Origin of the sequence: Croceibacter atlanticus HTCC2559 (genome assembly GCF_000196315.1) — a bacterium.
GTDB classification, from domain to species: domain Bacteria; phylum Bacteroidota; class Bacteroidia; order Flavobacteriales; family Flavobacteriaceae; genus Croceibacter; species Croceibacter atlanticus.
In genome coordinates this window covers 1,140,780-1,165,434 of sequence record NC_014230.1, presented here as the reverse complement: position 1 = coordinate 1,165,434, position 24,655 = coordinate 1,140,780, and the positions used below count along the sequence as shown (strand labels likewise).

Sequence of the window (24,655 nt, the reverse complement as noted above, 5' to 3'; positions counted from 1 at the left end):
AAGTTGAGCCCTAAGTAATCATTTTAACCTAAGAAGCTCTAAGATTTATAACGCTTTAATAGTTTACTTGTCGAGGCGTCATGCGTGTGTTTTAAACCATCTGCTTTTAAATCTTCTAATATTGTATTAGCTAATTGCTTACCTAACTCGACGCCCCATTGGTCATAGCTAAAAATATTCCAGATAACACCTTGCACAAAAAGTTTATGCTCATACATAGCAATTAAGCTACCTAAAGATTTAGGTGTTAATTTATCAATTAGAATACTTGTGGTTGGTCTGTTACCTTCAAATATTTTAAAAGGTGTTAGCGCCTTAATTTCAGATTCTGAAAGACCTTTGTTTTTTAATTCTGAAACAACTGTTGTCTCATCTTTTCCCTGTAACAAAGCTTCTGTCTGGGCAAAGTAGTTTGCCATTAGCTTATCGTGATGTTCTGTATTACCGTGTAAGGAAGTTTTAAAACCAATAAAATCACTAGGTATTAATTTTGTGCCTTGATGAATTAATTGAAAGAATGCGTGCTGGGAATTTGTTCCTGGCTCTCCCCAAATTATGGTACCAGTTTCGTAATCTATCTGTTTTCCATTTCTGTCTATCCCTTTACCGTTACTTTCCATAATACCTTGTTGTAGGTAAGGTGCTAGCTTTTGCAGGTATTGAGAATATGGAATAATAGCTTCACTCTCTGCTCCATAAAAATTGTTATACCAAACTGTTAGCAAAGCAGTGATAACAGGAATGTTTTCTGAAAATTCTGTATTCCTAAAATGAGAATCCATGTCTTTTGCACCATCTAAAAGCTGCTTAAAGTTGTTAAAACCTACAGCTAAACTTATTGAAAGCCCTACACTACTCCATAAACTAAAACGGCCACCAACCCAGTTCCACATTGTAAAACTGTTTTTTTCTGAAATTCCGAAATCTTTAATGGCGGTAGCATTTGTAGATACTGCTACAAAGTGTTTGGCTATTGCAGATTCTTCGGCGTTTTTTAAAAACCAACGCCTTGCCGTATTGGCATTGGTAAGTGTTTCTTGTGTTGTAAATGTTTTTGAAACTATGACAAATAAAGTGGTCTCAGGATTTAAGTGTTTTAACGTTTCTGAAATATGGTCTCCATCTACATTACTAACAAAATGTACGTTAAGGTGATTTTTATAAAACTGTAACGCATCAACCACCATTTGTGGTCCTAAATCACTTCCTCCAATACCTATATTTACAACATCTGTTATAGGCTTTCCGGTATGCCCTTTCCAATCGCCGTTTATAATACTTTTAGAAAACGACTGCATATGGTCCAGATTATCCTGAACATCTTTAGAAATAGATTCTCCGTTTACAGAAACTTTGGTCTTAGCATCTCTTAACGCTGTATGCAATACTTCCCTATCTTCTGTCTGGTTTATTTTTTCTCCTGAAAATTGCGCTTCAATAGCGTCTTTAAGCTTCACCTCATCTGCTAAGTTTAAAAGCAGTTGTTTAGTTTCTGCAGTTATTCGGTTTTTTGAATAATCTACATACACATCTTTCCAAGCTATTGAAAACTCTTCGGCACGCTGAGGATCTTTAGCAAACCAATCTTTCATTTTTTCAGCTTTAATGCTTTCAAAATGATCTTTTAGTGCTTTCCAAGCGTTTGTTTCTGTAGGGTTTATAGATGGGAAATTCATTATAATATATTGTCTTTATAGTATTGTATAAGACCATCAATAGGTCTTCTAATTATTGAACCTAACTCAAGTTGATAGGGCTCAAAACATTCTCTTATGATGTCTTCTGAAAAATGAGCTATAGATCCTATAAAGTGAATAGGCACGTGTTGTGCTTCTTTAAAACAAAGAATGCGACGCTCTATAAATTTGAGCATGCCTTCTTCTATTAATTTATAGAAATAAGCATTTAAATCTCCTACTTCACTGGTAAATATAAACTCTGCAAAAGAGGCCAAATACATATTTGGGTTCTCTTTTTTGTAAAGGTTCATTTTAATAACATCTGAATTTAAATCGAACCTAGCAGCAAATTCTTTTTTAAGTTTTTTAGGCATTTTATTGTAGTAGTAATCTCTTATTAGGCGTTTGCCAAAATAATTACCGCTAGCTTCATCCATAAGAATATACCCTAATGAGTCCACCGCCATATGGATGTCTTTACCATCAAAGTAACAGGAATTAGATCCTGTACCTAAGATGCACACAATGCCTGGTTTTGTTGTTGCAGCATACACTGCAGCAGCCATATCTTCATTAACTTCAATCTCCTTAGCTGCGTAAAAGTAATTTTGTAATGTCTCTTTTAGGTTTTGCTTAGGCGTTTTGGTACCACAACCTGCGCCGTAAAAGTGTACTGTTTCTACAATGTCACATATAGATTTAAGCTCACTATTTTCTTTTAGCCTTTCTTCTAAAACCTCTTGTTTAAAGACTGCTGGATTTAAGCCAAGTGTTCTTGTCTTAAGCTTTACATCGCCTTTGGAATCTAATAGAATCCAGTCGCATTTTGTTGAGCCGCCATCTGCTATGAGTACCATAAATAAAATTTAATTAAAGATAGGTGTTTGTAAAATTGAAAAGAGTCCAGCATCTATTAAACTAATAATTTAACAGCACCAGACTCTTTTAAATATTTATGAAATTATAATGACGCTACGTGTAACGATAAATCTACCAATTTAGAAGAATATCCGTACTCGTTATCATACCAAGCAATTAATTTAAAGAATTTATCATTTAAAGCAATTCCTGCATTTGCATCAAAATTACAAGTATTGGCATCGCTTACAAAGTCTTGAGACACCACATCATCTTCAACATAATCTATAATACCACGGTAATCTCCAGTAGATGCTTTTTTAAATGCTATCTTAATATCTTCGTAAGTAGCTGGTTTTTCTGTACGTACGGTTAAATCTACAACAGACACATCTGTTGTTGGCACTCTAAACGCCATACCTGTTAGCTTACCTTTTAAAGATGGTATTACTTTAGTTACCGCTACTGCAGCTCCTGTAGATGTTGGTATAATATTAGCCATTGCAGAACGCCCTAATCTGTAGTTTTTCTTTGATGGCGAATCTACAGTGAATTGTGTAGATGTTGTTGCGTGTACTGTAGTCATTAACCCTTCTACAATACCAAACTCATCATCTATAACCTTAGCCATTGGCGCTAAACAGTTTGTAGTACAAGATGCGTTAGATACAATATTATCTGATGGTTTAACATCTTTGTGGTTTACACCCATTACAAACATAGGCGCTGTTTTAGATGGTGCAGAGATAACTACTTTTTTAGCACCTGCTTTTAAGTGTGCATCTGCGTTATCTAAATCTGTAAATATTCCTGTACAATCCATTACAACTTCTGCACCTACTTCATCCCATTTTAAGTCTTCTGGATTGCGCTCTGCTGTTACACGAATTGTATTACCATCTACAACTAAGTTGCCGTCTTTAACCTCAACAATCCCTGGAAATTTTCCGTGAACTGAATCATATTTTAATAGGTATGCTAAGTGATCAACGTCTAATAAATCGTTTATTGCTACAACTTCTACATTGTCGCGTTGTGTTGCTATTCTAAATGCTATTCTACCGATACGGCCAAAACCGTTTATTGCTAATTTTGTCATAGTAATGCCCAACGTATTGGGTAACTTTTTAATTAATAATTTCTTTTCTATATAACTATTTCGACAATGCCTGTCACAAGACATCTTATTGTATTATGTCGAAGTAATATCTGCCACTCTAATTAAATCTAAATCTATTTTATTGCGTCCTGCAACAGCTTCCTTAAATGGCACAGATGTAACTTTACCGTGCACTGTTCCTATCATAATGTCTCGCTCTCCTGCCAATAATGCATCTACGGCACCAATACCTAACCTGCTTGCTAAAACACGATCATAACAGCTAGGCGTACCACCACGTTGTATGTGTCCTAAAACAGTAACTCTAACTTCGTAATCTTCTAGGTTGGTTTCAATAAACTCTGCGAGTTCAAAAATATTCTTACCTATTTTATCTCCTTCAGAAACCACAATAATGCTGGAGGTTTTCCCAGATTTTTTACTTCGTTTTAAAGACTCTAACAATCTATCTGTTCCTAAATCTTCTTCCGGAATTAAAATCTCTTCTGCTCCTGCACCAATACCTGCATTTAAGGCAATATCTCCTGCATCTCTTCCCATAACCTCAACTAAAAACAAACGGTTATGAGAGTTTGCGGTATCTCTAATTTTATCTATAGCTTCAACAACAGTATTTAATGCAGTATCGTAACCAATAGTATGATCTGTTCCATTAATATCATTATCTATAGTACCTGGCATTCCTACTATTGGAAAATCATGTTCTTCATTAAAGACAACTGCACCATTAAATGTACCATCACCTCCAATTACCACCAAGGCATCTACGCCTTGAGATATAAGATTTTCGTAAGCTTTTTGACGTCCTTCTTTTGTCCTAAATTCTTTAGAACGTGCCGATTTTAAAAAGGTGCCACCTCGATTTATAATATTTCTTACTGAACGTGCATTAAGAACTTCAAAATCATTTTCTATAAGACCTTGGTAACCTCTATAAATACCAGAACATTTAATATCGTGAAATGCACAAGAACGTACAACTGCTCTTATTCCTGCATTCATTCCTGGAGCATCGCCACCACTTGTTAGGACAGCAATATGATTCAATTTATCTTTCATTATGTTAAATGTATTGAGAATAAAAGGAAACGCCTAATCTTACTCTTGACTAAAACGTTTTCGGTTGATAAATAGTTAGTAATGAGCATCTCTTTTTAGAGATAAAGGATTTAATTCTCTTAAAATTACAAGAATAAAAAAACCTGTAACATATATTAAGCGATATATTACAGGTTTAACCGAGACATAATATGTTAGATTATTTATTGGTATATATAACGTATTGATTTCCTTTTAATGTGTGTTCCTGATCTTTAGCTAGCGTAATTTCTTTTCCTGTCATTTCATCTACATATACACCTTCTAATTGTACAGTAAATGTAATTGGGTTATTAGATACATTTGCTAAATATACCAATTGATCTTCTGCTTTCTCTCTTTTAAAAGCAATGATAGCATTTGGCTTAGATGTTTCTAAAATAGATATTGTTGCAGCATCTTTACCTCCATGAAGCGCTTTGTTTTCTGTCTTAAGTTGCCCTAATTTTTCTAACAATGGCCACATATTAGCTTTTGTTTTTGGTATACTATCCTTTTCAAAAAACTTTAACCTGTGATCTAGATCGTATTCTTGACCACTATAAATTAGTGGCATTCCAGGCATTGTGTATGACAACGCTGTCATTGCACTTGCATTAGAACCCATACGCTCCTTAATAGTTCCATTCCAAGAGTTTTCGTCGTGGTTTGTTACAAAATTCATTAAGATGTCATTGTCTTCGTAGTCGGTTTCAACTTTAGATATGTAGTCTTTAAAAGCAGACGCATCCTTTTCTCCAGATGCAATTGCGTTCATCATATGATGACCATCCCAAGCGTAAGCCATATCAAATAAATTAGCTTTTAATAATTCTGGCTCCCAAGCTTCAGCTAACATAAATACATCTTTAGTATCACGAAGTTGTGGTATAGCTTGCTCCCAAAAATCTAATGGTACACTACCAGCAACATCACATCTAAAGCCATCTACACCTTCTTCGGACAACCAATATTTCATATCTGAAATCATTTCGTTACGTAAGTTCTCATTACTGTAATCTAGGTCTGCAACATCTGCCCAACCAACTGGCTCTCCATCTTCGTTTAATGGATCTGTAATTTCTCCTTTAGCGTTTTTAGTATAAAATTCTGGATGATTTTTTATCCAAACGTGATCCCAACCTGTATGGTTTGGCACCCAGTCTAAAATTACATACATATCATTATCATGTGCCGTTTTAAGAAGTGCTCTAAAATCTTCTTTGGTACCAAACTCTGGATTTACCTCTGTAAAATCTGAAACAGCATAATAACTACCTAACATTTTTTCACGCTCTGCCTCATCTTCAATAAGGCTTGCAAAATCGCCTCCAGTAGCTTTACGTTTAGTTTCTGAAATAGGAAATATTGGCATTAACCAAATTACTTTTACACCCAATTGCTTTAGCTCAGGAATGTCTTTCGTAAAGGCGTTAAAAGTACCTTCATTAGAATACTGTCTTATGTTAGCCTCATAGATAATTGCTGTTTCCAGCATTTCATCATTAACTGGCGCAATCTCTTTAGGAGTTTCTACTGTCACCTCTTCTTGTTTAGGCTCTGACTTACACGCTACAAACGCAAGTCCTATTAGTAAAGCTGAAATATATGTTTTCATTGTTTGTGTGTTTTATTTAGGGTCTTAAGTTATTTTTCGAAAAAATTAAATCCGTTTGCTTCAACTGTTATGGTATTACCATCTACGTTTATATCTTGAGCTTTATTTGTTTTATTAAAAACAACATATACTTCTTCTGTAAAATAGTTTCGCTCAATAATCATCACCTCTTTATCTGCTCTTAAAATTTTGGTTTCTCCATATTGAAGTGCCATTGAGTTTCTACGCTTATTAACTAATGATGTTACAGTGTTTTTAAGCTGAGTTTCTTGATTGTTTAAGTTTTCAAACTTCATCCTACGTCTGTTATCTGGGTCATTACCACCAATACTACCATACTCATCTCCGTAATAAATTACTGGAATACCTGGTACAGATAGGTTGAAGGCCTGCAACTGTGCCAACTTTTTGTACGCCGTAGTGTCACTCATAGTAATTTCACGTGTCCAACCTGCTTTTTTTGCATCTTCTTCAAAACTTACGTCTCCAGAAGCATAACTTATAAAGCGCGCCTTATCTTGGTTACCTGAAATATTCCCCATTAAATGATGACTTCCATAATAATTTAAGCCTTGTTGCAAGGTATTTGCTAAACGCTCAAAAGAGGTTTCATTTTTAGCAAAGGTTGATACTTCTGCATCGTATAGGTTAAAATCGAATTGCGCATCTAGCATTCCTGTGTTTATGTAACTATTAATTAGCTCATAACTACCGTAGGTTTCTCCTATTTGATAAATAGGTCTGTCTGTGCGTTCTTTAACTTTACGTGTTAGCGTACGCCAAAAGTCTAATTGAATGTGCTTTGTGGCATCGTGACGAAAGCCATCTAAATCATAATTTGTAACCCAATAAGCTGCAGAATCTGTCATAGTTTCTACCACTTCTGGCTTGCTAAAATCAAGTGTTGGCATAAACGTATCAAACCAAGTTGTTAATCTATGATCATCCCAACGTTCTGTATTTAGCGTACCATCTGGCAAGTATAACTCTGTTGCCCATTCTGGATGCTCTTTATACAATGGATGTTCTTCATGAACGTGATTTGCCACATAGTCCAGCAAAACATTCATATCTTGTTTGTGAGCTTCTTCAATAAGCTCTTTAAACAAGGCCTCATCTCCAAAGCGGTAGTCTATTTTTGTATTGCTAATGGGCCAATATCCGTGATATCCAGAAAATTTGGTTAAAGGTTCTGGCCACAAACCATATGCGCCTTCGGGATTTTGTGTTATTGGTGACAACCACACAGTATTAATTCCTAATTCTTTAAAATAACCGTCTTTTATCTTGTCTAAAACACCTTGTAAATCGCCACCATAATAATTGGCTTTTGGTAAAATACTGTCGTTATCAACTTTTTTAGTATTGGTTAAATCGCCGTCTTTAAAACGATCTACCATTAAGAAATACATAATCTGAGTGTGAAAATCTGTACGTTCTAATTTAGATGCATCACTTATAACACTACTATTTTCAAGAGGTACTAAAATATCATTACCTCTTCCGTTTATATTAGATGCATACACTCTTATAAGATGACGCCCTTTTAAGCCTTTTGGGATTTTTATATAGATTTCATCTGAATCTGTTTCTTCATACGAACCATCAATAAGTTGATTGTCTAAATATGCTAAAACAGTGTTGTAGTTATTTTTAATCTTTACTGTGAAAGCAGACACATTATTCTTTCCCGTAGAAAGCTCTGGCTTTAACGCATTCTTATTGCCAATAGAAATAACAGAGTTAGTGCCGCCCATACCATTATCAACAGTTTCTGTATCATCTGGATTATTCATTTCCTTACCATCTGCGATAAGAACATATTGATGATTTCCAGGATTAAAAATTTCACTATATGTCCATTCTCCATTTGCATAGCGCATTGGTTGTGTGCCCCAATTTGTAAATTCTCCCTTTAGCTGAACAGTTTGAAACTGATTTTCTTCAGCTTTAAATGAAATTGTTTTAGATTCTTTAGCGCTTTTAAATAACGGTATATCATTAGCTACACCATTTGACCACACTCTTAGATTGCCCAATGCTGGTGCGTTTGCTAAGGTTTTTAGTTTGAGTGTTGTCTTGTCTTTATCTATGGAAGTTTCAAATCCTTTAGTGGTACTTGTTGAATCTATTTCAGAAACATTTAAAAAATAATCTGTTAGCAATACAGATGTACTATCTACGTCTAAACGTATTGGCGTTGCCATACCTTTAATAACAGAAGGCTGTCCTAATGCTTTTCCTTTAGTGTTACAAGACACAGCTAATAGTCCTAATAATACTAAGCTAAAGGGCACTATGTGTTTTACTCGAATCATTATAATGTGAATTTAAGAGGAATGTGTAATCGTTTTTGCCAGGATACCTCGCTATGATCTGTGCCTTTAAAAAACATATTTTTAAAATTATCTTCTGTAAAACCTGCTTCTTTAAACACAGCATCTACTCGAGTTGCAAATGGAGGATATAGTGCATCTAGAGTTTTGTCTCCGTAATCAAAATAAAATTTATGTGTTTCTAGACTTGGTAATTTAGTTTCCAGATAACTAAAATAAGCTTCAGGTAACGGATTGCCTTCAAACGGCATTGCGCCAGGCCAATGTGTAGACATGCAAATTGCGCCTCCAAATATTCTAGGATATTCTGTAACTGCATACCACGAAATTAATCCGCCCATACTGCTTCCAGCTATTACTGTATGCTCAACACCTGTTTTTGTAGAAAACTGAGCATCTATTTGTGGTTTAACTTCTTCAACTAAAAATTTTAAATAGTTATCTGAATTAGAAACGAACTCTGTTTTAGACACATCGTTGTTTTTTGCCATAACCACTACAGAATCATACGCTGTACTTGGAAGTTGCTCTAAAGGTTTTTGCGGAAAGTAATCACTATGCCTAAATTCTGGAATACTGTGCACGCTTACAACAATTGTATTTTTTACTGAATCTTGTTGTATTAATCTGCTTAAGGTTTCATCTACTTTCCATTCCTGTTTGTTCCAAGTTGTGGTACTATCAAAAAGATTTTGACCGTCATTCATATATAACACAGCATACGTGCTGTCTTTGGAATAGGATTTTGGCACCCAAACATCAACCGTTCTTGGGACTACAAATTGAGACGGAAAAGAATCTACCCTAAATAGCTTGCCTTCTTTTAAAACTGCGCTATCTAAAACCTTAAAAACAAACTCTTCTGCAATTTGTTTTTCTTTAACTGCCTCTTTTTTTACCTGTAACGTCATTTCCTTACAGCCAAAGACAGTTAATACAAGACCAAAAATTAAAAGGAAATTTGACTTCATTGTTTTTAGTTTAAGCTTATTACTAATGGAGATTTTCCCTTAACCGTTAAGGGATCATCTAAATTTAGTGTGTTTTGAGAAAATAACTCCTTACCTGTTGTAGCATTCTTAATACCTTCAGTAAAACGACTTAAATCTAAAGTCTGTTCTTCTGGATTATTATTTAATACAACCATTACAGTTTGATCTTCTAAACTTCTGAAATATACATAGACGTTATTTTCTGGAAGGTAATGCAATAACTCTCCTGTATGTAACGCTGGTGTTTCTTTTCTGAAATTGAAAAGTGTTTTAGAGAATGAATGATATGCCTCTTGCTCTTCTGTACGGCCATCTTTTGTAAAGGCGTTGTTAGCATCTGTAGCCCAACCACCAGGAAAATCTTGTCGTATAGCACCATCTCCTTTTCCTTTGTCGCCACGCATTCCTATTTCACTACCGTAATAAATTTGAGGTGTTCCTCTTGTGGTAGCCACTAACGTCATTGCTAGTTTATAATGGTCTAGGCTCCCATTGTAAATTTCGTTTATACGTCCGGTATCATGGTTTTCTGCAAAAACCATAAGATTGTCTATGTCTTGGTATAAAAAGTCATTCACAAAATTATCGTACGCTTTAATCATTCCGTCATTCCAGCTGGCGTTGTCTTCTTTAAACATTACACCAATTGCATCATGAAGTGTAAAATCCATGACACTTGGACAATGAGAATTAAAATTTTGCAAGGCTCCTATTTTGCTGTCTTTTTGCCAATATGCTATTTGGGCTTGATTATGTAGCCAAACTTCTCCTACAATATTAAAGTTAGGATATTCATCTGTAATAGCTTTTGTCCAATTTGCGATGCCTTCTTTATCATTATATGAATAGGTATCTACGCGAAAACCATCTAACCCAGAATACTCTATCCACCAAATGGCATTTTGTATTAAATAGGTTAACGTTTTAGGATTGCTTTGGTTTAAATCTGGCATTGTACTCGTAAACCAACCATCTTCACAGTAACGTATATCTATTGCAGACGCGTTTGGATCGTACTGTGTTGTCATCCTGTAGTTTGAGTTGGCATAGCCATCTAAAGGAAAATCTTTGCCTTTATTGTCTTCAAATTGATGAATCCAGCTTTGTTCTGGTAAATCTTTAATTAACCAATGTTCTGCACCCCAATGATTGGTCACATAATCCATTATTAATTTCATATCGCGTTGTTCCATCTCGGTTGCCAAGCGCTTATAATCCTCATTGGTTCCATAACGTGGATCTATCTTATATACATCGCTTTGTGCATAGGTGTGATAAGAATATTTTGCGTCGTTATCTTCTAAAAGTGGTGTGCTCCAAAGTGCAGTAACTCCAAGATCTTCTAAATAATCTAATTGATTAATTACACCTTGTAAATCGCCACCGTGACGGCCACCTTGTTCTGCTCTGTTTACTTTTTCTGTAACACTTGGCATACTGTCATTACTTGTATCTCCATTGGCAAAACGATCTGGCATTATTAAATACACCAAATCACTTGAATTAAAGCTTTCTCTTTCTTTTGAGTTTGCATCACGTTCTTTTAAGGCAAAAGCCTTAGTGAAAGATTTTGAACCTTTCTTTTTGAACTTAAATGAATATTCTCCAGCAGAAAGCCCTTCAAAATTTACATTAACAAACAGATAATTAGGGTTTTCTGTACGCTCCACATTTACAATAGTTATGTCTTTAGAGGACACCTCATAATCTGAAATGTTTTCACCATAACATAACAGTTGGACTGATGTTAAATTCATATCTGCCCACCAATTTGGTGGCTCCAACCTTTCTAACTGTGCAAACGTTGTTTGCATGCTTAGAAGTAAACAAATAGCTATTATTAACCGATTCATATAATGTGTTTTAAATTATGCCTTTACAGGTTGTGATGGTGAAATTTTTAACGCTTCTCCATTTAAGATAATGCTTAAGGTTGAGTTGCCTTCTACCTCAAACGTGCTTCCTTTTTGAGACACATTTACCTTAACCACTTGGTTTCTGAAATTAACTTTAAAGGAATATGCATCCCATTCTTTTGGGATCCTTGGTTCAAAAGATAGCGTATCGTTTACAACACGCATACCACCAAATCCTTCAACAATACTCATCCACGTTCCTGCCATACTTGTAATATGGCAACCTTCTTCTACTTCCTTATTATAGTCATCTAAATCTAAACGAGATGTTCTTAAATAAAATGTATATGCTTGGTCCATTCTATTCAATTTTGCTGCTTGTATACTATGCACGCAAGGTGATAATGAGGATTCATGGACTGTAAGTGGTTCATAAAAGTCAAAATGACGCTCTAATTCTTCTTCTGTAAAATGATCTTCGAAGAAATAAAACCCTTGTAACACATCTGCTTGCTTAATGTAACACGATCTTAAAATACGATCCCAACTCCATTTTTGATTAATTGGCCGTTGTGTTTTATCAAGCTCTGAAACCGGTATTAACTCTTTATCTAAGAAATTATCTTGCTGCAAATACACATCATACTTACCTGAATAAGGTAAATACACATTGTTTACCAATTCTTGCCATTTGTCTAGCTCCGAGTCATTAAGTTTAGTATGACCTACAATGCGATTATAATCGTCACTATATCCATCCTTAACCTTATCTAAGCATAACATAGTGTACTCTATACACCATTTTGCAAAGTAGTTGGTATACCAATTATTATTTACATTGTTTTCGTACTCATTAGGACCAGTTACGCCTAACATTACGTATTTGTTTTTCTCTTGGCTATAGTTAAAGCGCTGATACCAGAATCTTGATATTGCTATCATAACTTCTAGTCCCATTTCTGGAATATAGCTAAAGTCTCCTGTGTATCTTACATAATTGTAAATGGCATAAACCATAGCACCATTTCTATGTATTTCTTCGAAGGTTATTTCCCATTCGTTATGGCTTTCCTCACCATTCATAGTAACCATTGGGTATAATGCTGCACCGTTAGTAAAGCCTAATTTCTCAGCATTTTCAATAGCTTTATCTAGGTGATTGTAACGGTAAGCCAATAAGCTTCTTGCTACATTTTGGTCTTTGGTTGCCATATAAAATGGTATGCAATACGCTTCTGTATCCCAATATGTGCTACCACCATATTTTTCACCTGTAAAACCTTTAGGCCCAATGTTTAAACGTTCATCTTTTCCTAAATAGGTTTGGTTAAGCTGAAAGATATTGAATCTTATACCTTGTTGTGCTTTTACATCACCATCAATAGTAATGTCTGCCATATCCCAAATTGAAGCCCAAGCATCTTTTTGCTGTTTTAACAACGTTTCATATCCTAAATTGATGCTTTCCTTAAGAACTGTCTTTGCTGCATCAATTAATTGAGATGTTTTGTGATTCATATCTGTCACATATCCCGCAAATTTTTGAATACTAGCTTCTTCGCCTTTATTTACATTTAATGTGTATTTATAATATAATTCTGAATCTGATTGGGTGACAGATGGTTTTAAATTCTGCTTTTGACCATCGACAAAGACTAGAGATTGCATGTAAGTTCCTACATGGAATTCTGTTTTCATAGTTTTAGAGCTAATGAATCCTTGTTGGTCTGCTTCTGTAACAGATAGTATATCCCAAAATTTATCATCCCAATTAGTATCTTCATTAGTAATACCTGCATCTATATAGGGCGAAAATTCAATAACGGCCTTTGTATTAACTGGAGTTACCTTATAGTTAATAACTCCAAGCTCATCATGTGTTAGCGACAAGAAGCGTTTTGCACTTACGTTTACCTCAACATCATTTGGCAAGATTGCAGTAAAAGAACGCTCATACCAACCTTCTTTCATATTAAGTTCACGCTTATAATTAGTAATGCTTTTACAGGTATTTAAATCTAAAGCAACACCATTAACTGTAACATTGATCCCAATCCAGTTTGGAGCATTTAGTACTTTGGCAAAATATTCTGGATATCCGTTTTTCCACCAACCTACACGTGTTTTATCTGGATAATAAACACCAGCAATATAACTACCTTGAAAGGTGTCTCCTGTATAAGTTTCCTCAAAATTAGCACGTTGTCCCATAGCACCGTTTCCTAAACTAAAAAGGCTCTCTGAGGATTTTACGCGGCCTTTGTCAAAATCATCTTCTATAATTGACCAAGCGTTGGCTGTGATATATTCTTGATTCATTGCTTTAAATTTTCAATAGTCATAAACACTACTCTTAGTTTTGTTTTAGAGTTGCGTTTTCATTTTCAATTAATTTATTTATAAATGCTTCAGAAATCTCTGTGAAATCTTTGAATACATAATCTGCTTCGTGAAGCACCTTTGAGTCTCCTATACCAATACTAATCATGTTAGCTTTGTTTGCAGCTTGTATGCCTGAGATTGAATCTTCAAAAACTATACATGCTTCTGGGTTTAAGTCTAAACCTTTTGCTCCTTTTAAAAAGACTTCTGGATTAGGCTTACCTTTAGTAACTGCATTACCATCTACTATAACCTTAAATGTATCTAACAAACCAACGCGTTCTAGAATTGGAGATGCGTTTTTACTTGCAGACCCTAAGGCTATTTTTTGTTGTTTATTTTTTAAGTACTCTAATGTTTTCTCAACATCTGGCAGTATTTCAGAGGCATTCATATCACTTATATGCGCTAAATACTCTTCATTTTTTAATGCCATTTGCTTATTAAACTCTTCTTCAGGCAAAGTGATGTTTCCCCATTCTAGGATCATCTCAAGCGATTTTACTCTACTTATGCCTTTTAGCTTTTCGTTATCGTTTTCAGTAAAGTCGAAACCTAACTGGTTCGCTAAACTGCGCCAAGCCAAGAAATGGTATTTGGCGGTATCGACAATTACACCATCTAAATCGAATATGAATCCTTTAGTTTGTTGCATCACTAATGTTTAATTTTTTATTGGTTTTAACCCTTAATGTTAATAGTCCAGAAAGGATCATCGCAAAACCACCTATGATTAGAGCATAAATTGGTTCGCTATTAAAATATTCTTTAACTAAAAAGCCTAAGATTGTAGCAGCTACTATTTGAGGTATTACTATAAAAAAGTTGAATACACCCATATAATATCCCATTTTAGCTGAAGGCAATGAGCCAGAAAGCAACGCGTAAGGAATTGACAATATACTTGCCCAAGCCACACCAACACCTACCATTGCCAACAATAATCCTACTTTAGTAGTTACAAAGTAGATAGATATTAAACCTAAGCCTCCCATTACTAAAGCTAGCATATGTGTAAATTTGTTGCTTGTACGTTTAGCAAGTACTGGCAGTAAAAATGCAACTGCTGCTGCGACACCATTATAAACTGTAAACATAACAGTAACCCAATCTGCAGAGTCATTATATAATACAGTTGTAGTATCTGTAGTACCAAATACGTGTCCAGTTACTGATGCTGTGGTGTAAATCCACATTGAGAATAATGCAAACCAAGAAAAGAATTGTACCCAAGCCAATTGTTTCATGGTTTCGGGCATATTCAACATATCTGTCATAATAATGGTAAATCCATTTCTTATGTTTTGTTTTCTAAGTTGAGCTACTATAATAAATAAGGTGCCTAATACAATTAAACCGACAAACAAGATATATAGTTCTTTAGTGAGTGAATTTGCGTAGATATAGTAGCTTATAATTGCTCCAATTGCAGTCATCACCAAACCAATAGTTTGCTGGTTTTTAATGTTTTTCTCTCTGTTTTCTATTTTAGGCTGTAAAGATGCTTTAGCGTTAGAAGCGGCTTCAAAAGCCTCTAATTCTTTAGGAGAATATTCTTTAGATTTAAAAACGGTCCACAAGACTGCCAATAAAAACACCACGCCACCTACATAAAAAGACCACTTTACAGATGGTGGTATAACACCTTCTGCCGCTGTATTTTCTAAACCAATCCAATTGGTGAAAATATATGGTAGTAAAGATCCGACAACAGCACCTATACCAATAAAGAAACTTTGCATAGCAAAGCCTAAAGTACGTTGTCTATCTGGAAGGTTATCTCCTACAAAAGCTCTAAAAGGCTCCATTGAAATATTTATGGAGGCATCCATAATCCAAAGTGTACCTGCCGCAATCCATAATGATGGAGAGTTAGGCATCATAAATAAAGCTATAGATGATAAGATTGCGCCAATTAGGAAATAAGGGCGACGCCTACCTAATTTTGTCCAGGTTCTGTCTGAAAAATAACCAATTATAGGTTGTACAACTAATCCTGTAACAGGAGCAGCTATCCAAAGTATAGGAATATCTTCTACTTGAGCACCTAAGGTTTCAAATATTCTTGAGGTGTTTGCGTTTTGCAGAGCAAAACCAAACTGAATACCAAGAAACCCGAAACTCATGTTCCAGATTTCCCAAAAACTTAACTTGGGTTTTTGCATATCGTTTGTATTAATTAAACAAGACGATAAGCCTTAACAAAGAATAATTATCAAGACTTAACAGCGAAAAGTGAATCATTAAGTTTGATAATCGGGTCAAATATAAACTAATTTTTAGAAATGTCTAAAAAAGCAATGTTATCTTATTTTGTAGATTCTCTTTCAATAAGTGATGTTTCGAGTATAACGGTTTGGTAGAGCTCTTTTTCATCTTCTGGACGCTCAAGCTTATCAATAAGTAGTTTTGCTGCAGTTGCACCCATTTCTAAGCCTTTTTGATTAATTGTAGTAAGACTTGGTATGAAATGTTTAGACAATTCGCCATCTGTAAATGCAATTACAGAGACATCTTCTGGTACAGACTTTCCTTGTGTCCTTAAGGCTCTAATAGCCTCTACAGCAAAATGTTCATTAACTGCAAAAATGCTATCACAAGAGGTTTGCTTCAAAAATTCTTCGATTTTTTCAGCATAATGGTCCATATCTTCTATTTTGAGAATTAAGGATTCATCAATAGGTAAATCATTACTTTCTAAGCATTCTAAATATCCTGTAGTTCTTAATTTTCCTACGCTCACATAATCTACTGTAGTTAATAGCGCAACCTTTTTTGCTCCTTTATCAATTAGAAACTGAACCGCTTGCCGTGCGCCTTTCTTATCATCTATAATAACTTTATCGCAGTTAATTTCTGGAATCATCCTATCAAACATAACAACTGGCATACCTTGGTTTATGGTTTCAACCAAATGATGATAATCTTTCTTTTGTTGTGTTTCTTTAGCGACAGACATTATAAAACCATCTGTACTGCCATTAGCAAGTATCTCCATGTTTATAACTTCCTTATCAAATGAGTTATTAGAAAGACATACAATCACATTATAGCCTTCATCATTAGCAACTTGCTCTATACCTTTAATTACGGTAGTAAAAAAATGGTGTACTATTTCTGGAATGATAATGCCCAAAGTTTTAGTTTTTCTGTTCTTTAAACTTAGAGCAATATTATTTGGTTTGTAATTATAAAATTTTGCAAATGCTTTAATTTTCTGCTTTGTATCCTTACTAATTTCTGGACTGTCTTTTAACGCTTTTGAAACTGTTGAAATTGATACATCTAACTCCTTGGCAATTGACTTTAATGTGACTTTTTTATTCATGGGATATTGTATTCGCAATAAAGGTAATGCATAATTATTAACCTTTTATCTCAAACGGATGTTAATGAAATATTGTCATAAATAGAAAGTTGTCAACACGAAAACGTTTTCGCTGAGGATAATTTTTTATTTCTTAAAGTTTACTTAATGATTTATATATTTTTAACAACGAAAAGTGAATCTATTAAGTACAATCATTTACTAACTCATTACTATTTTATATGAAATTACTTACTAAATGTTTATGGCTGTTTGTGCTATTTCCGCTCTCTTTATTTGCGCAGGATATTGTGACAGGAACAGTAACTGAAGCTGCCTCTGGATTACCAATACCTGGAGCAAATATTTTAATTAAGGGTACCGCAAATGGAACCTCCACCGATTTTGATGGAAATTTCTCAATTTCTCTAAATTCTGGTGATGTTGTTGTAGTAACCTATGTTGGGTTTCAAAAACAAGAAATTACCTATACTGGCCAATCTAACCTATCATTTGTAATGAAGGAAGATGCCGCAAAATTAAATGAAGTAATTATTGTGGGATATGGTACTACAACCATGAAAAGCTCCACAGGTGCATTAACTGCGGTTACAGAAAAAGATTTTAATCAAGGTAACATTGCGACTCCAGAAAACTTATTAAGCGGTCGTGTTGCTGGTTTATCTATTAATACTAGTGGTGCACCAGGTTCAGGATCAGACATAAGAATTCGTGGTGGCGCTTCTCTAAGTGCCTCTAACCAACCTCTGATAGTTATAGATGGTTTACCTATAGATAATGATGCCGTAGGCGGTGCAAGATCTATATTATCTACTATAAACCCTTCAGACATTGAGTCTTTTACTGTTCTTAAAGATGCTGCATCTACAGCAGTGTATGGTAGTAGAGCCTCAAATGGTGTAATTATTATCACAACTAAAAAAGGTGGTAAGAAGTTTAAGGCAGAGTTTAATACACAAGTAGGTTATAACACACTTGCTAAAACTATAGATGTTTTTTCTGCAGATGAGTTTAGAGCACTGGTAGCCGAGCAACGTCCTCAAGATGTAGGATTGTTAGGTGATGCAAATACAGATTGGCAAGATGAGATTTATGAAAATCAAGTAACTTTTGATAGTAACCTGTCTTTAAATGGTTCTTTGTTTAAAAACACATTACCAGTAAGGTTTTCTGCGCGTTTTACAGATAGACCTGGATTAAGAAAAACATCGGAGTTTCAAAGTAATGCCTACTCTTTACGTGTTAACCCTAGTTTATTTGATGACCACTTAAAAGTAAGCCTTAATGCTAACCTTACTCTAGAGGATAACAGGTTTAGTCCTGGTGTTGAAGGTGGTGCTTTGCGTTTTGACCCAACACAACCTATTTACCAAGAAGGGTCTGCTTATGGTGGTTTCTTTGAATTTACTGATGCAAATGGAGATCCATTAGCCAATGTTGCTAGGAACCCAGTAGCAGAGCTTATGCAAACTAGAAATGTTAGTGAAGTAACACGTTATTTTGGTAATGTTGTTTTAGATTATAAGTTTCACTTTGCTCCAGAATTTAGTGCATTATTAAACTTAGGATATGATAAGAGTACTGGTAAAGGTACTTTTATGAGACCTGAAGAAAGTGCCTTGGGTGTAAGAATAGTAAACGACGAAGGTGAAACTGTTTTACTAGGAAACAGCAGTGCTTATGAAAACGAAAGAACTAACCAGCAGTTTAACTTTCAATTACGTTACGACAAAACTATAAACGACTTTACTTTAGGGGTACAAGGTGTATATAACTACCAAAAATTTGAATCACAAAGTTTTTCTACTGGAGAACAAAATGACCCAAACACCCTTATAGTTCCTACTACTAATATAGACCCAGAAGTAGTTTTATTAACCTACATAGGTAAAGGTGAGGTGTCTTATAAAGATAAGTACTTCTTATCTGCATCTGTAACAAGAGATGGTACATCTAGATTTAGCCCAGATGAGCGTTTTGGTACATTCCCAAGTGTTTCTGCAGGTTGGACAATTAGTGACGATTTCTTTGCAGAGTCTGAAAAGTTTAACTTCTTAAAATTAAGAGCAAGTTATGGTGTAACTGGGCAACAAAATATTGGTCAGTCTTTATTGTTTACAAGTCGTTTTGCTTTAGGAGAACCTAACTCTCAATATCAATTTGGAGACGGCTCTATTCCTATTGCACAGCCACAATTTAGAAATGAGTTGCTTAAGTGGGAAGAGACTAAACAAACTAACATTGGTTTAGATTACGGTTTCTTTAATAATCGCATTTCTGGTTCTGTTGAAGTTTATAAAAATATTTCAGAAGACTTATTATCTTTTGTACCAATTGCAGATGGTTCTAACTTTAGTAACCAAGGCTTTTTAAATATTGGTAGTTTTAGCTCTAAAGGTTTAGAGTTTACTATAAATTCTGATATCATTCAGCAAGAAGACTTAAACTGGAACGTGAACTTTAATGCTGCTTTCTTAGATAGAGAAATTGAAGATCTTGCTTTTGGTTTAGATATTGAAACTACAGGAATTGCTGGTGGTACTGGTGGTAATATTGGTTTACAGAGAGAAGGCTTTGCTCCAGGTTCTTTTTATGTTTATAAGCAAGTTTATGATGCAAGCGGAAACCCTATTGAAGGTGCATTCGTAGATCTTAATGGTGATGGATTAATAGACAACAATGACCGATTTATTTCTAAAAATCCAGATCCAGACGTGTTATTAGGGTTTTCTTCTACAGTAAACTATAAAGGGTTTGACCTTTCTGTATTTTTAAGAGCTAGCTTAGGAAATTACGTTTATAACAATGTAAGCTCTAACAATGCATACTATAACAATTTAAACAGTAACGGTTTCTTAGCTAACATACCTACATCTGTATTAGAAACTAACTTTACTCAAAGTACAGACGAAATTATAAGATCAGACATTTATCTTGAAGATGCATCATTCTTAAGAATGGATAATGCTACTTTAGGATACACTATCCAATTAGATGATACTAAATGGGGAGATAGTTTAAGAATCTGGACAGGTGTACAAAATGCATTTGTTATTACAGACTATAGTGGCTTAGATCCAGAAGTAGGTGCATCTGGTGTAGATAACACCATTTTCCCTAGAGCTAGAGTGTACCAATTTGGAGCTAATTACAAATTTTAATAACATCTATAAATTAAAGATATAATGAAAATTCAAATCAATATACTATTACTGTTATTAGCAGTCTTCACATTGACCACGTCTTGTGAAGGAGACCTAGATGTAACACCTAACGATCCAGAATTGCTTTTGGAAGACGAGTTTTTTGCAGACTCTAACAGCTATACTAGTTTATTAGCTGGTGTTTATGCTAACCTTTCGCTTTCTGGCTTAAGCGGCGCAGGCAGCTCAAATATTGGAGGCTTAGATGCTGGTACTGGACAATACATTAGAGGGTTATATAACTTACAAAACCTTTCAACAGACGAATCTATTTTCACATTCGAAAATGATCCAGGAATTAGAGGTATACAACGTGGTACTTGGGATGCAGAAAACCCTTTAATATTAGGAGTATTTGCAAGAGCGTCTTTTTCAGTTACATTAGCAAATGAATTCTTAAGACAAACCACAGACGAGCTATTAGACTCAAGAGGTGTTTCTGATGACTTAAGACAAGACATCACTCAATTTAGAGCAGAAGCTAGAGTATTACGAGCATTATCATATTACCATTTATTAGATATGTTTGGAAAAGCTGCTTTTGTTACAGAGAATGATGTTATTGGTTCTGCTACACCTCCACAAGAAATTGTAGGCGAAGAGTTATTTAACTTTATTGAAACGGAGCTGCTAGAAGCACAAACAGACTTAGCACCAGCATTACAAAATGAATATGGTCGTGCAGACCAAGGTGTTGCTAAGATGATTTTAGCTAAACTTTACCTTAATGCAGAAGTGTATACAGGAACTAATCGTTATACAGACTGTTTAAATATTTGTGAAGAGCTTATTGGTAGTGGTTATACACTTACTCCAAACTATTTAGATAATTTCTTGGCAGATAACAATACAAATGGTGCGCAGAATGAGATTATGTTACCATCAGTAAACGATGGTTTATTTGCTCAAAACTTTGGTGGTACTACAATTTTAGTACAAGGTCAAGTTGGTAAAATGGAGCAAAATGGAGAGTCTTTAGGTGTTAGTGCTGGAGGATTTGGAGGTTTGTTTAGACTACGTAGAGAGTTTTCTCAACTATTTGAAGACGGTCTTTACAACAATGACCAAAGAAATTCATTAATTACTAGCGGCAGACCAATAAGCGTACAGCCAGTTTCTGAAGGAAATAATGGTTATATTCTTACAAAATACTCTAACAGAACATCAACAGGAGAACAAGGATCTGACCTAACATTCTCAGATGCTGATTTCCCTATTTTTAGATTTGCAGATGTTTATTTAATGTACGCCGAAGCTCACTTAAGAGGTGGCGGCGGAAGCTTAGATCTAGCTGTTGGTTATATTAATGAATTAAGAGAGCGTGCTTTTGGTAGTACGCAAGGTAACATTACAAATAGCCAATTAACACTAGATTTTATTATTGACGAACGCGCAAGAGAATTACATTGGGAAGGCCACAGAAGACAAGACCTTATTCGTTTTGGCTTATTTACAGGCAACCAGTACGTTTGGGAGTACAAAGGAGACAGCCCAGATGGAGCATCTATCGAAGCTACAAGAACACTTTACCCAATTCCTAGTTCGAGTATAGCAACAAACCCGAACTTAATACAGAATCCAGGTTATTAATTCAATACAATTAAAACAATAATTATGATAAAGAACCTTAAAATTGCGTCGCTTTTCCTACTAGGCCTTTTAGTTAGTGCCTGTAGTGAAGACGATTCAACAGATTTTCAAGCAGAGCTTACTGCACAGCCAGTGGCTTTAGAACTTGACATTACGAGCATCTTATTAGATGCTAGCAATGTAGACAATCCTGCAGTTACCATATCTTGGGAAGAAGCAGATTATAACGTACCTACAGAGATTAAGTATGACGTACAAATGGCTACAAATGCAGAGTTCACAGATGCCTTATCATTAGGTACTGTAACTAAAGGAAGGCCAAATGCAATCACGCTAACTGTTAACGACTTAAATAAAAAAGCAAGCCAAATAGGGTTAGCTCCTTTTAACTGGTCAGATGTTTATGTGAGAGTTAATTCTTCAATAGGAACTACAAATAGCTTAGCAGCAACATCAAACACTGTTGTTTTCGAAATCTATCCATTCTTTACCTATCCTTTTAAAGATTTGTATTTAGTTGGTAACGCAACAGAAGCAGATTGGAATAACAACAACGAAAATCCACTACTTTACAGAGATTCTCAAAACGATAACCTATACACCTATACAGGTCGTTTCTTAAGTGGAGATATGGCATTTAAACTTCTTGAAGTAAGAGGACAATGGCAACCACAATGGGGAACAAACGGTGGTTCTGAAGTAAATGTAAATGATGGTTCTGGAGATGATCCAGGCGTTTTTAGTGTCCCTTCAGAAGGGTATTACTCATTTACAATAGATCTTGCAGAACGTACATTTAGCATAGATCCTTTTGATGAAACTAGCGCAACAGATTACACACAAGTAACAATTACAGGCTCTTCAACTACAGAAGATGTTGCTATGACACAATCTACTTTTGATCCTCATATCTGGTCTGTTCTTTCAACAGATTTAAATACTGGTGGTATTCAATTTAGTTTAGATGGAACTCTTTGGGGTGGCACTAGTGAGTTTTCTGGACAAGCCTCTACAGATGCAGGAGAAATTCCAATTCCAGTAGCAGATGCTTACGAGATTTGGTTTAATGACCTATCTGGAAAATACGGTATGATTCCTATTAACTTATCAAACTAAACATTATGAAATTTATATACAAACTTAGTTTTTTAGCAGCATTCTTTATGTTGTTTACAGCTTGTGAAGATGATGAGTCTTTAGTGGTACAAGATCAAGAATCTGTATTTACAGCAAATAATGGAGATGTCTCTAACTTAAGCCTTAACTTTTCTTACCCAGAAAACCCAGCAACTACAGTAACTTTTACTGGAGATGAAGAAGGCCCTTTTACTATTGTACTTTCTGCAGATCCTGAGTTTACATCTACGGTAACTTTAGGAACAACACAAACCAGTAGCTTTACTGTAAGTGTTGCTAACTTAAATACAACGCTTTTAGAAATAGGCGCAGAACCATTTAAGGAGTTTACATTTTACTTAAGAGGAGAAAGTGCTTCAGGAAACACAGAAGCTTTAATATATACAGCAACAACTTATGTTGAAGCAGATCCAGAATTAAATGCTCCTGTGGAAGGCTCAAGCATAGTTTTAGATAACTCTACATTGGAAGATACAGCTGCAACTATTGCATTTGAAGATTTTGATACAGAAGGCGCAACAGTCTCTGTAAACTATACATTACAAGCTACTTTAGGTGGCACTGAGTTTACAGCACCTCAAGAAATAACAGCAAATTCTAATGACGATAACTTCACGACGTCTTTTGCTTTAACACACCAATCATTAAATACTATTGCTAATTTAAGTGGTATAGAAGCAGGAGAAACAGGAGATTTAGATTTTAGACTATTGGCAACAATCACTACAGAAACTGGTGTGTTAGAAAGAACCTCTAACCTACAAACAGTATCTGTTACCACATATGTTCCATTAAACGGACCTCGATTGGCAGTTCCAGGACCTCACCAAGATGGTGGAGACCCTAGTTTTGGACAGTGGAATCCTGACGAAAATGAAAACGTGGCGTTTGTACCTTATTTAGAAGCTAGTGCAACTGGAGAAACCGATTATGAAGGCTTTGTGTACTTAACTACAGAATACAAATTTGTAACACCAGATGCAGATGGAAATTTTGCGTGGGGAAATGTAGATTATGGTGATGCTTCAGGAAGTTTAGCTTACACACAACAACTTACTGCAGATGGCGAAGGTAATTGTGCCACACCAGATGGAGAAGGCTACTACCTAGTAAATGCTAATACTACAGATCTTACTTACTCTGCACAAAAAACAGATTGGGGTATTATAGGATTTGCTACAACTGGAGATGATTCTGGCTGGAGCCAAGATATGGATCTAACTTTTGACAGAGCTTCAAGAACTTGGTCTATTACGTTAGATTTATCTGTAGGTGAATTTAAGTTTAGAGCTAATGACGATTGGGGCACTAACTTTGGTTTAGCGTCAGACGGTACGTTAGAGTTTAACAGCTCTACCAATATGTCTGTTAGCGAGGCAGGAACCTATGAAGTTATATTAGACTTAAGTAATCCTAGAAATTATCAGTTTTCTTTGAATTTGTTATAATCTGAAACTAATTTTTAAAGGCTGTGGTAAT

The 24,655-nt window shown here is 35.1% G+C and carries 16 protein-coding genes; 4 read left to right on the top strand and 12 right to left on the bottom strand.

Annotated elements, in window-relative coordinates; all coding sequences use genetic code 11:
- Positions 1-38: 38 nt before the first annotated feature.
- From pgi to CA2559_RS05100, 12 genes are all read right to left on the bottom strand, one after another.
- The gene (pgi, locus tag CA2559_RS05155) at positions 39-1,676 is read right to left on the bottom strand and encodes a glucose-6-phosphate isomerase (RefSeq protein WP_013186790.1); all 1,638 of its coding nucleotides are present in this window, start codon (positions 1,674-1,676) and stop codon (positions 39-41) included.
- Positions 1,676-2,536 carry a BadF/BadG/BcrA/BcrD ATPase family protein gene (locus CA2559_RS05150; protein ID WP_013186789.1) on the bottom strand — a complete coding sequence of 287 codons (861 nt, stop codon included), beginning with the start codon at positions 2,534-2,536 and terminating at the stop codon, positions 1,676-1,678. Before CA2559_RS05150 ends, pgi begins: the two co-directional genes overlap by 1 nt.
- 104 nt (positions 2,537-2,640) lie before the next feature.
- The gene (gene gap / locus CA2559_RS05145) at positions 2,641-3,636 is read right to left on the bottom strand and encodes a type I glyceraldehyde-3-phosphate dehydrogenase (RefSeq protein WP_013186788.1); all 996 of its coding nucleotides are present in this window, start codon (positions 3,634-3,636) and stop codon (positions 2,641-2,643) included.
- Between the two features lie 93 nt (positions 3,637-3,729).
- Positions 3,730-4,716 (bottom strand): 6-phosphofructokinase, encoded by a 987-nt coding sequence (pfkA, locus tag CA2559_RS05140; RefSeq protein WP_013186787.1) that lies wholly within the window; start codon positions 4,714-4,716, stop codon positions 3,730-3,732.
- A 199-nt stretch (positions 4,717-4,915) separates the two neighbouring features.
- Complete coding sequence (locus CA2559_RS05135) at positions 4,916-6,352, bottom strand: alpha-amylase family glycosyl hydrolase (RefSeq protein WP_013186786.1); 1,437 nt, start codon at positions 6,350-6,352, stop codon at positions 4,916-4,918.
- A gap of 29 nt (positions 6,353-6,381) precedes the next feature.
- A complete protein-coding gene (locus tag CA2559_RS05130; RefSeq protein WP_013186785.1) occupies positions 6,382-8,670 on the bottom strand; it encodes an alpha-amylase family glycosyl hydrolase in 2,289 nt (762 codons plus the stop codon).
- Positions 8,670-9,659, bottom strand: coding sequence for an alpha/beta hydrolase (locus tag CA2559_RS05125; RefSeq protein ID WP_013186784.1), 990 nt, complete (start codon positions 9,657-9,659; stop codon positions 8,670-8,672). Before CA2559_RS05125 ends, CA2559_RS05130 begins: the two co-directional genes overlap by 1 nt.
- Positions 9,660-9,664: 5 nt before the next feature.
- Positions 9,665-11,494, bottom strand: coding sequence for a glycoside hydrolase family 13 protein (locus CA2559_RS05120; RefSeq protein ID WP_013186783.1), 1,830 nt, complete (start codon positions 11,492-11,494; stop codon positions 9,665-9,667).
- Between the two features lie 54 nt (positions 11,495-11,548).
- The gene (locus CA2559_RS05115) at positions 11,549-13,855 is read right to left on the bottom strand and encodes a glycoside hydrolase family 65 protein (protein WP_013186782.1); all 2,307 of its coding nucleotides are present in this window, start codon (positions 13,853-13,855) and stop codon (positions 11,549-11,551) included.
- 34 nt (positions 13,856-13,889) lie between these two features.
- On the bottom strand, positions 13,890-14,573 hold the full coding sequence (gene pgmB / locus CA2559_RS05110) for a beta-phosphoglucomutase (RefSeq protein WP_013186781.1): 684 nt from the start codon (positions 14,571-14,573) through the stop codon (positions 13,890-13,892).
- On the bottom strand, positions 14,560-16,083 hold the full coding sequence (locus CA2559_RS05105; RefSeq protein WP_013186780.1) for an MFS transporter: 1,524 nt from the start codon (positions 16,081-16,083) through the stop codon (positions 14,560-14,562). The genes pgmB and CA2559_RS05105 overlap by 14 nt, the downstream gene beginning before the upstream one ends.
- Before the next feature lie 143 nt (positions 16,084-16,226).
- Positions 16,227-17,246, bottom strand: a complete 1,020-nt coding sequence (locus CA2559_RS05100; protein ID WP_013186779.1) for a LacI family DNA-binding transcriptional regulator — start codon at positions 17,244-17,246, stop codon at positions 16,227-16,229.
- Between the two features lie 221 nt (positions 17,247-17,467).
- Here CA2559_RS05100 and CA2559_RS05095 point away from each other — a divergent pair, with 221 nt between their 5' ends.
- Genes CA2559_RS05095 through CA2559_RS05080 form a run of 4 tightly spaced genes read left to right on the top strand, consistent with a single transcriptional unit; the run spans position 17,468 to position 24,624 of the window.
- Positions 17,468-20,407 (top strand): SusC/RagA family TonB-linked outer membrane protein, encoded by a 2,940-nt coding sequence (locus CA2559_RS05095; protein ID WP_013186778.1) that lies wholly within the window; start codon positions 17,468-17,470, stop codon positions 20,405-20,407.
- A 24-nt stretch (positions 20,408-20,431) separates the two neighbouring features.
- The gene (locus CA2559_RS05090; RefSeq protein ID WP_041240920.1) at positions 20,432-22,039 is read left to right on the top strand and encodes a RagB/SusD family nutrient uptake outer membrane protein; all 1,608 of its coding nucleotides are present in this window, start codon (positions 20,432-20,434) and stop codon (positions 22,037-22,039) included.
- 24 nt (positions 22,040-22,063) lie between these two features.
- Positions 22,064-23,155 carry a SusF/SusE family outer membrane protein gene (locus tag CA2559_RS05085; RefSeq protein ID WP_013186776.1) on the top strand — a complete coding sequence of 364 codons (1,092 nt, stop codon included), beginning with the start codon at positions 22,064-22,066 and terminating at the stop codon, positions 23,153-23,155.
- 5 nt (positions 23,156-23,160) lie between these two features.
- Complete coding sequence (locus CA2559_RS05080; RefSeq protein WP_013186775.1) at positions 23,161-24,624, top strand: SusE domain-containing protein; 1,464 nt, start codon at positions 23,161-23,163, stop codon at positions 24,622-24,624.
- Positions 24,625-24,655: the final 31 nt, after the last annotated feature.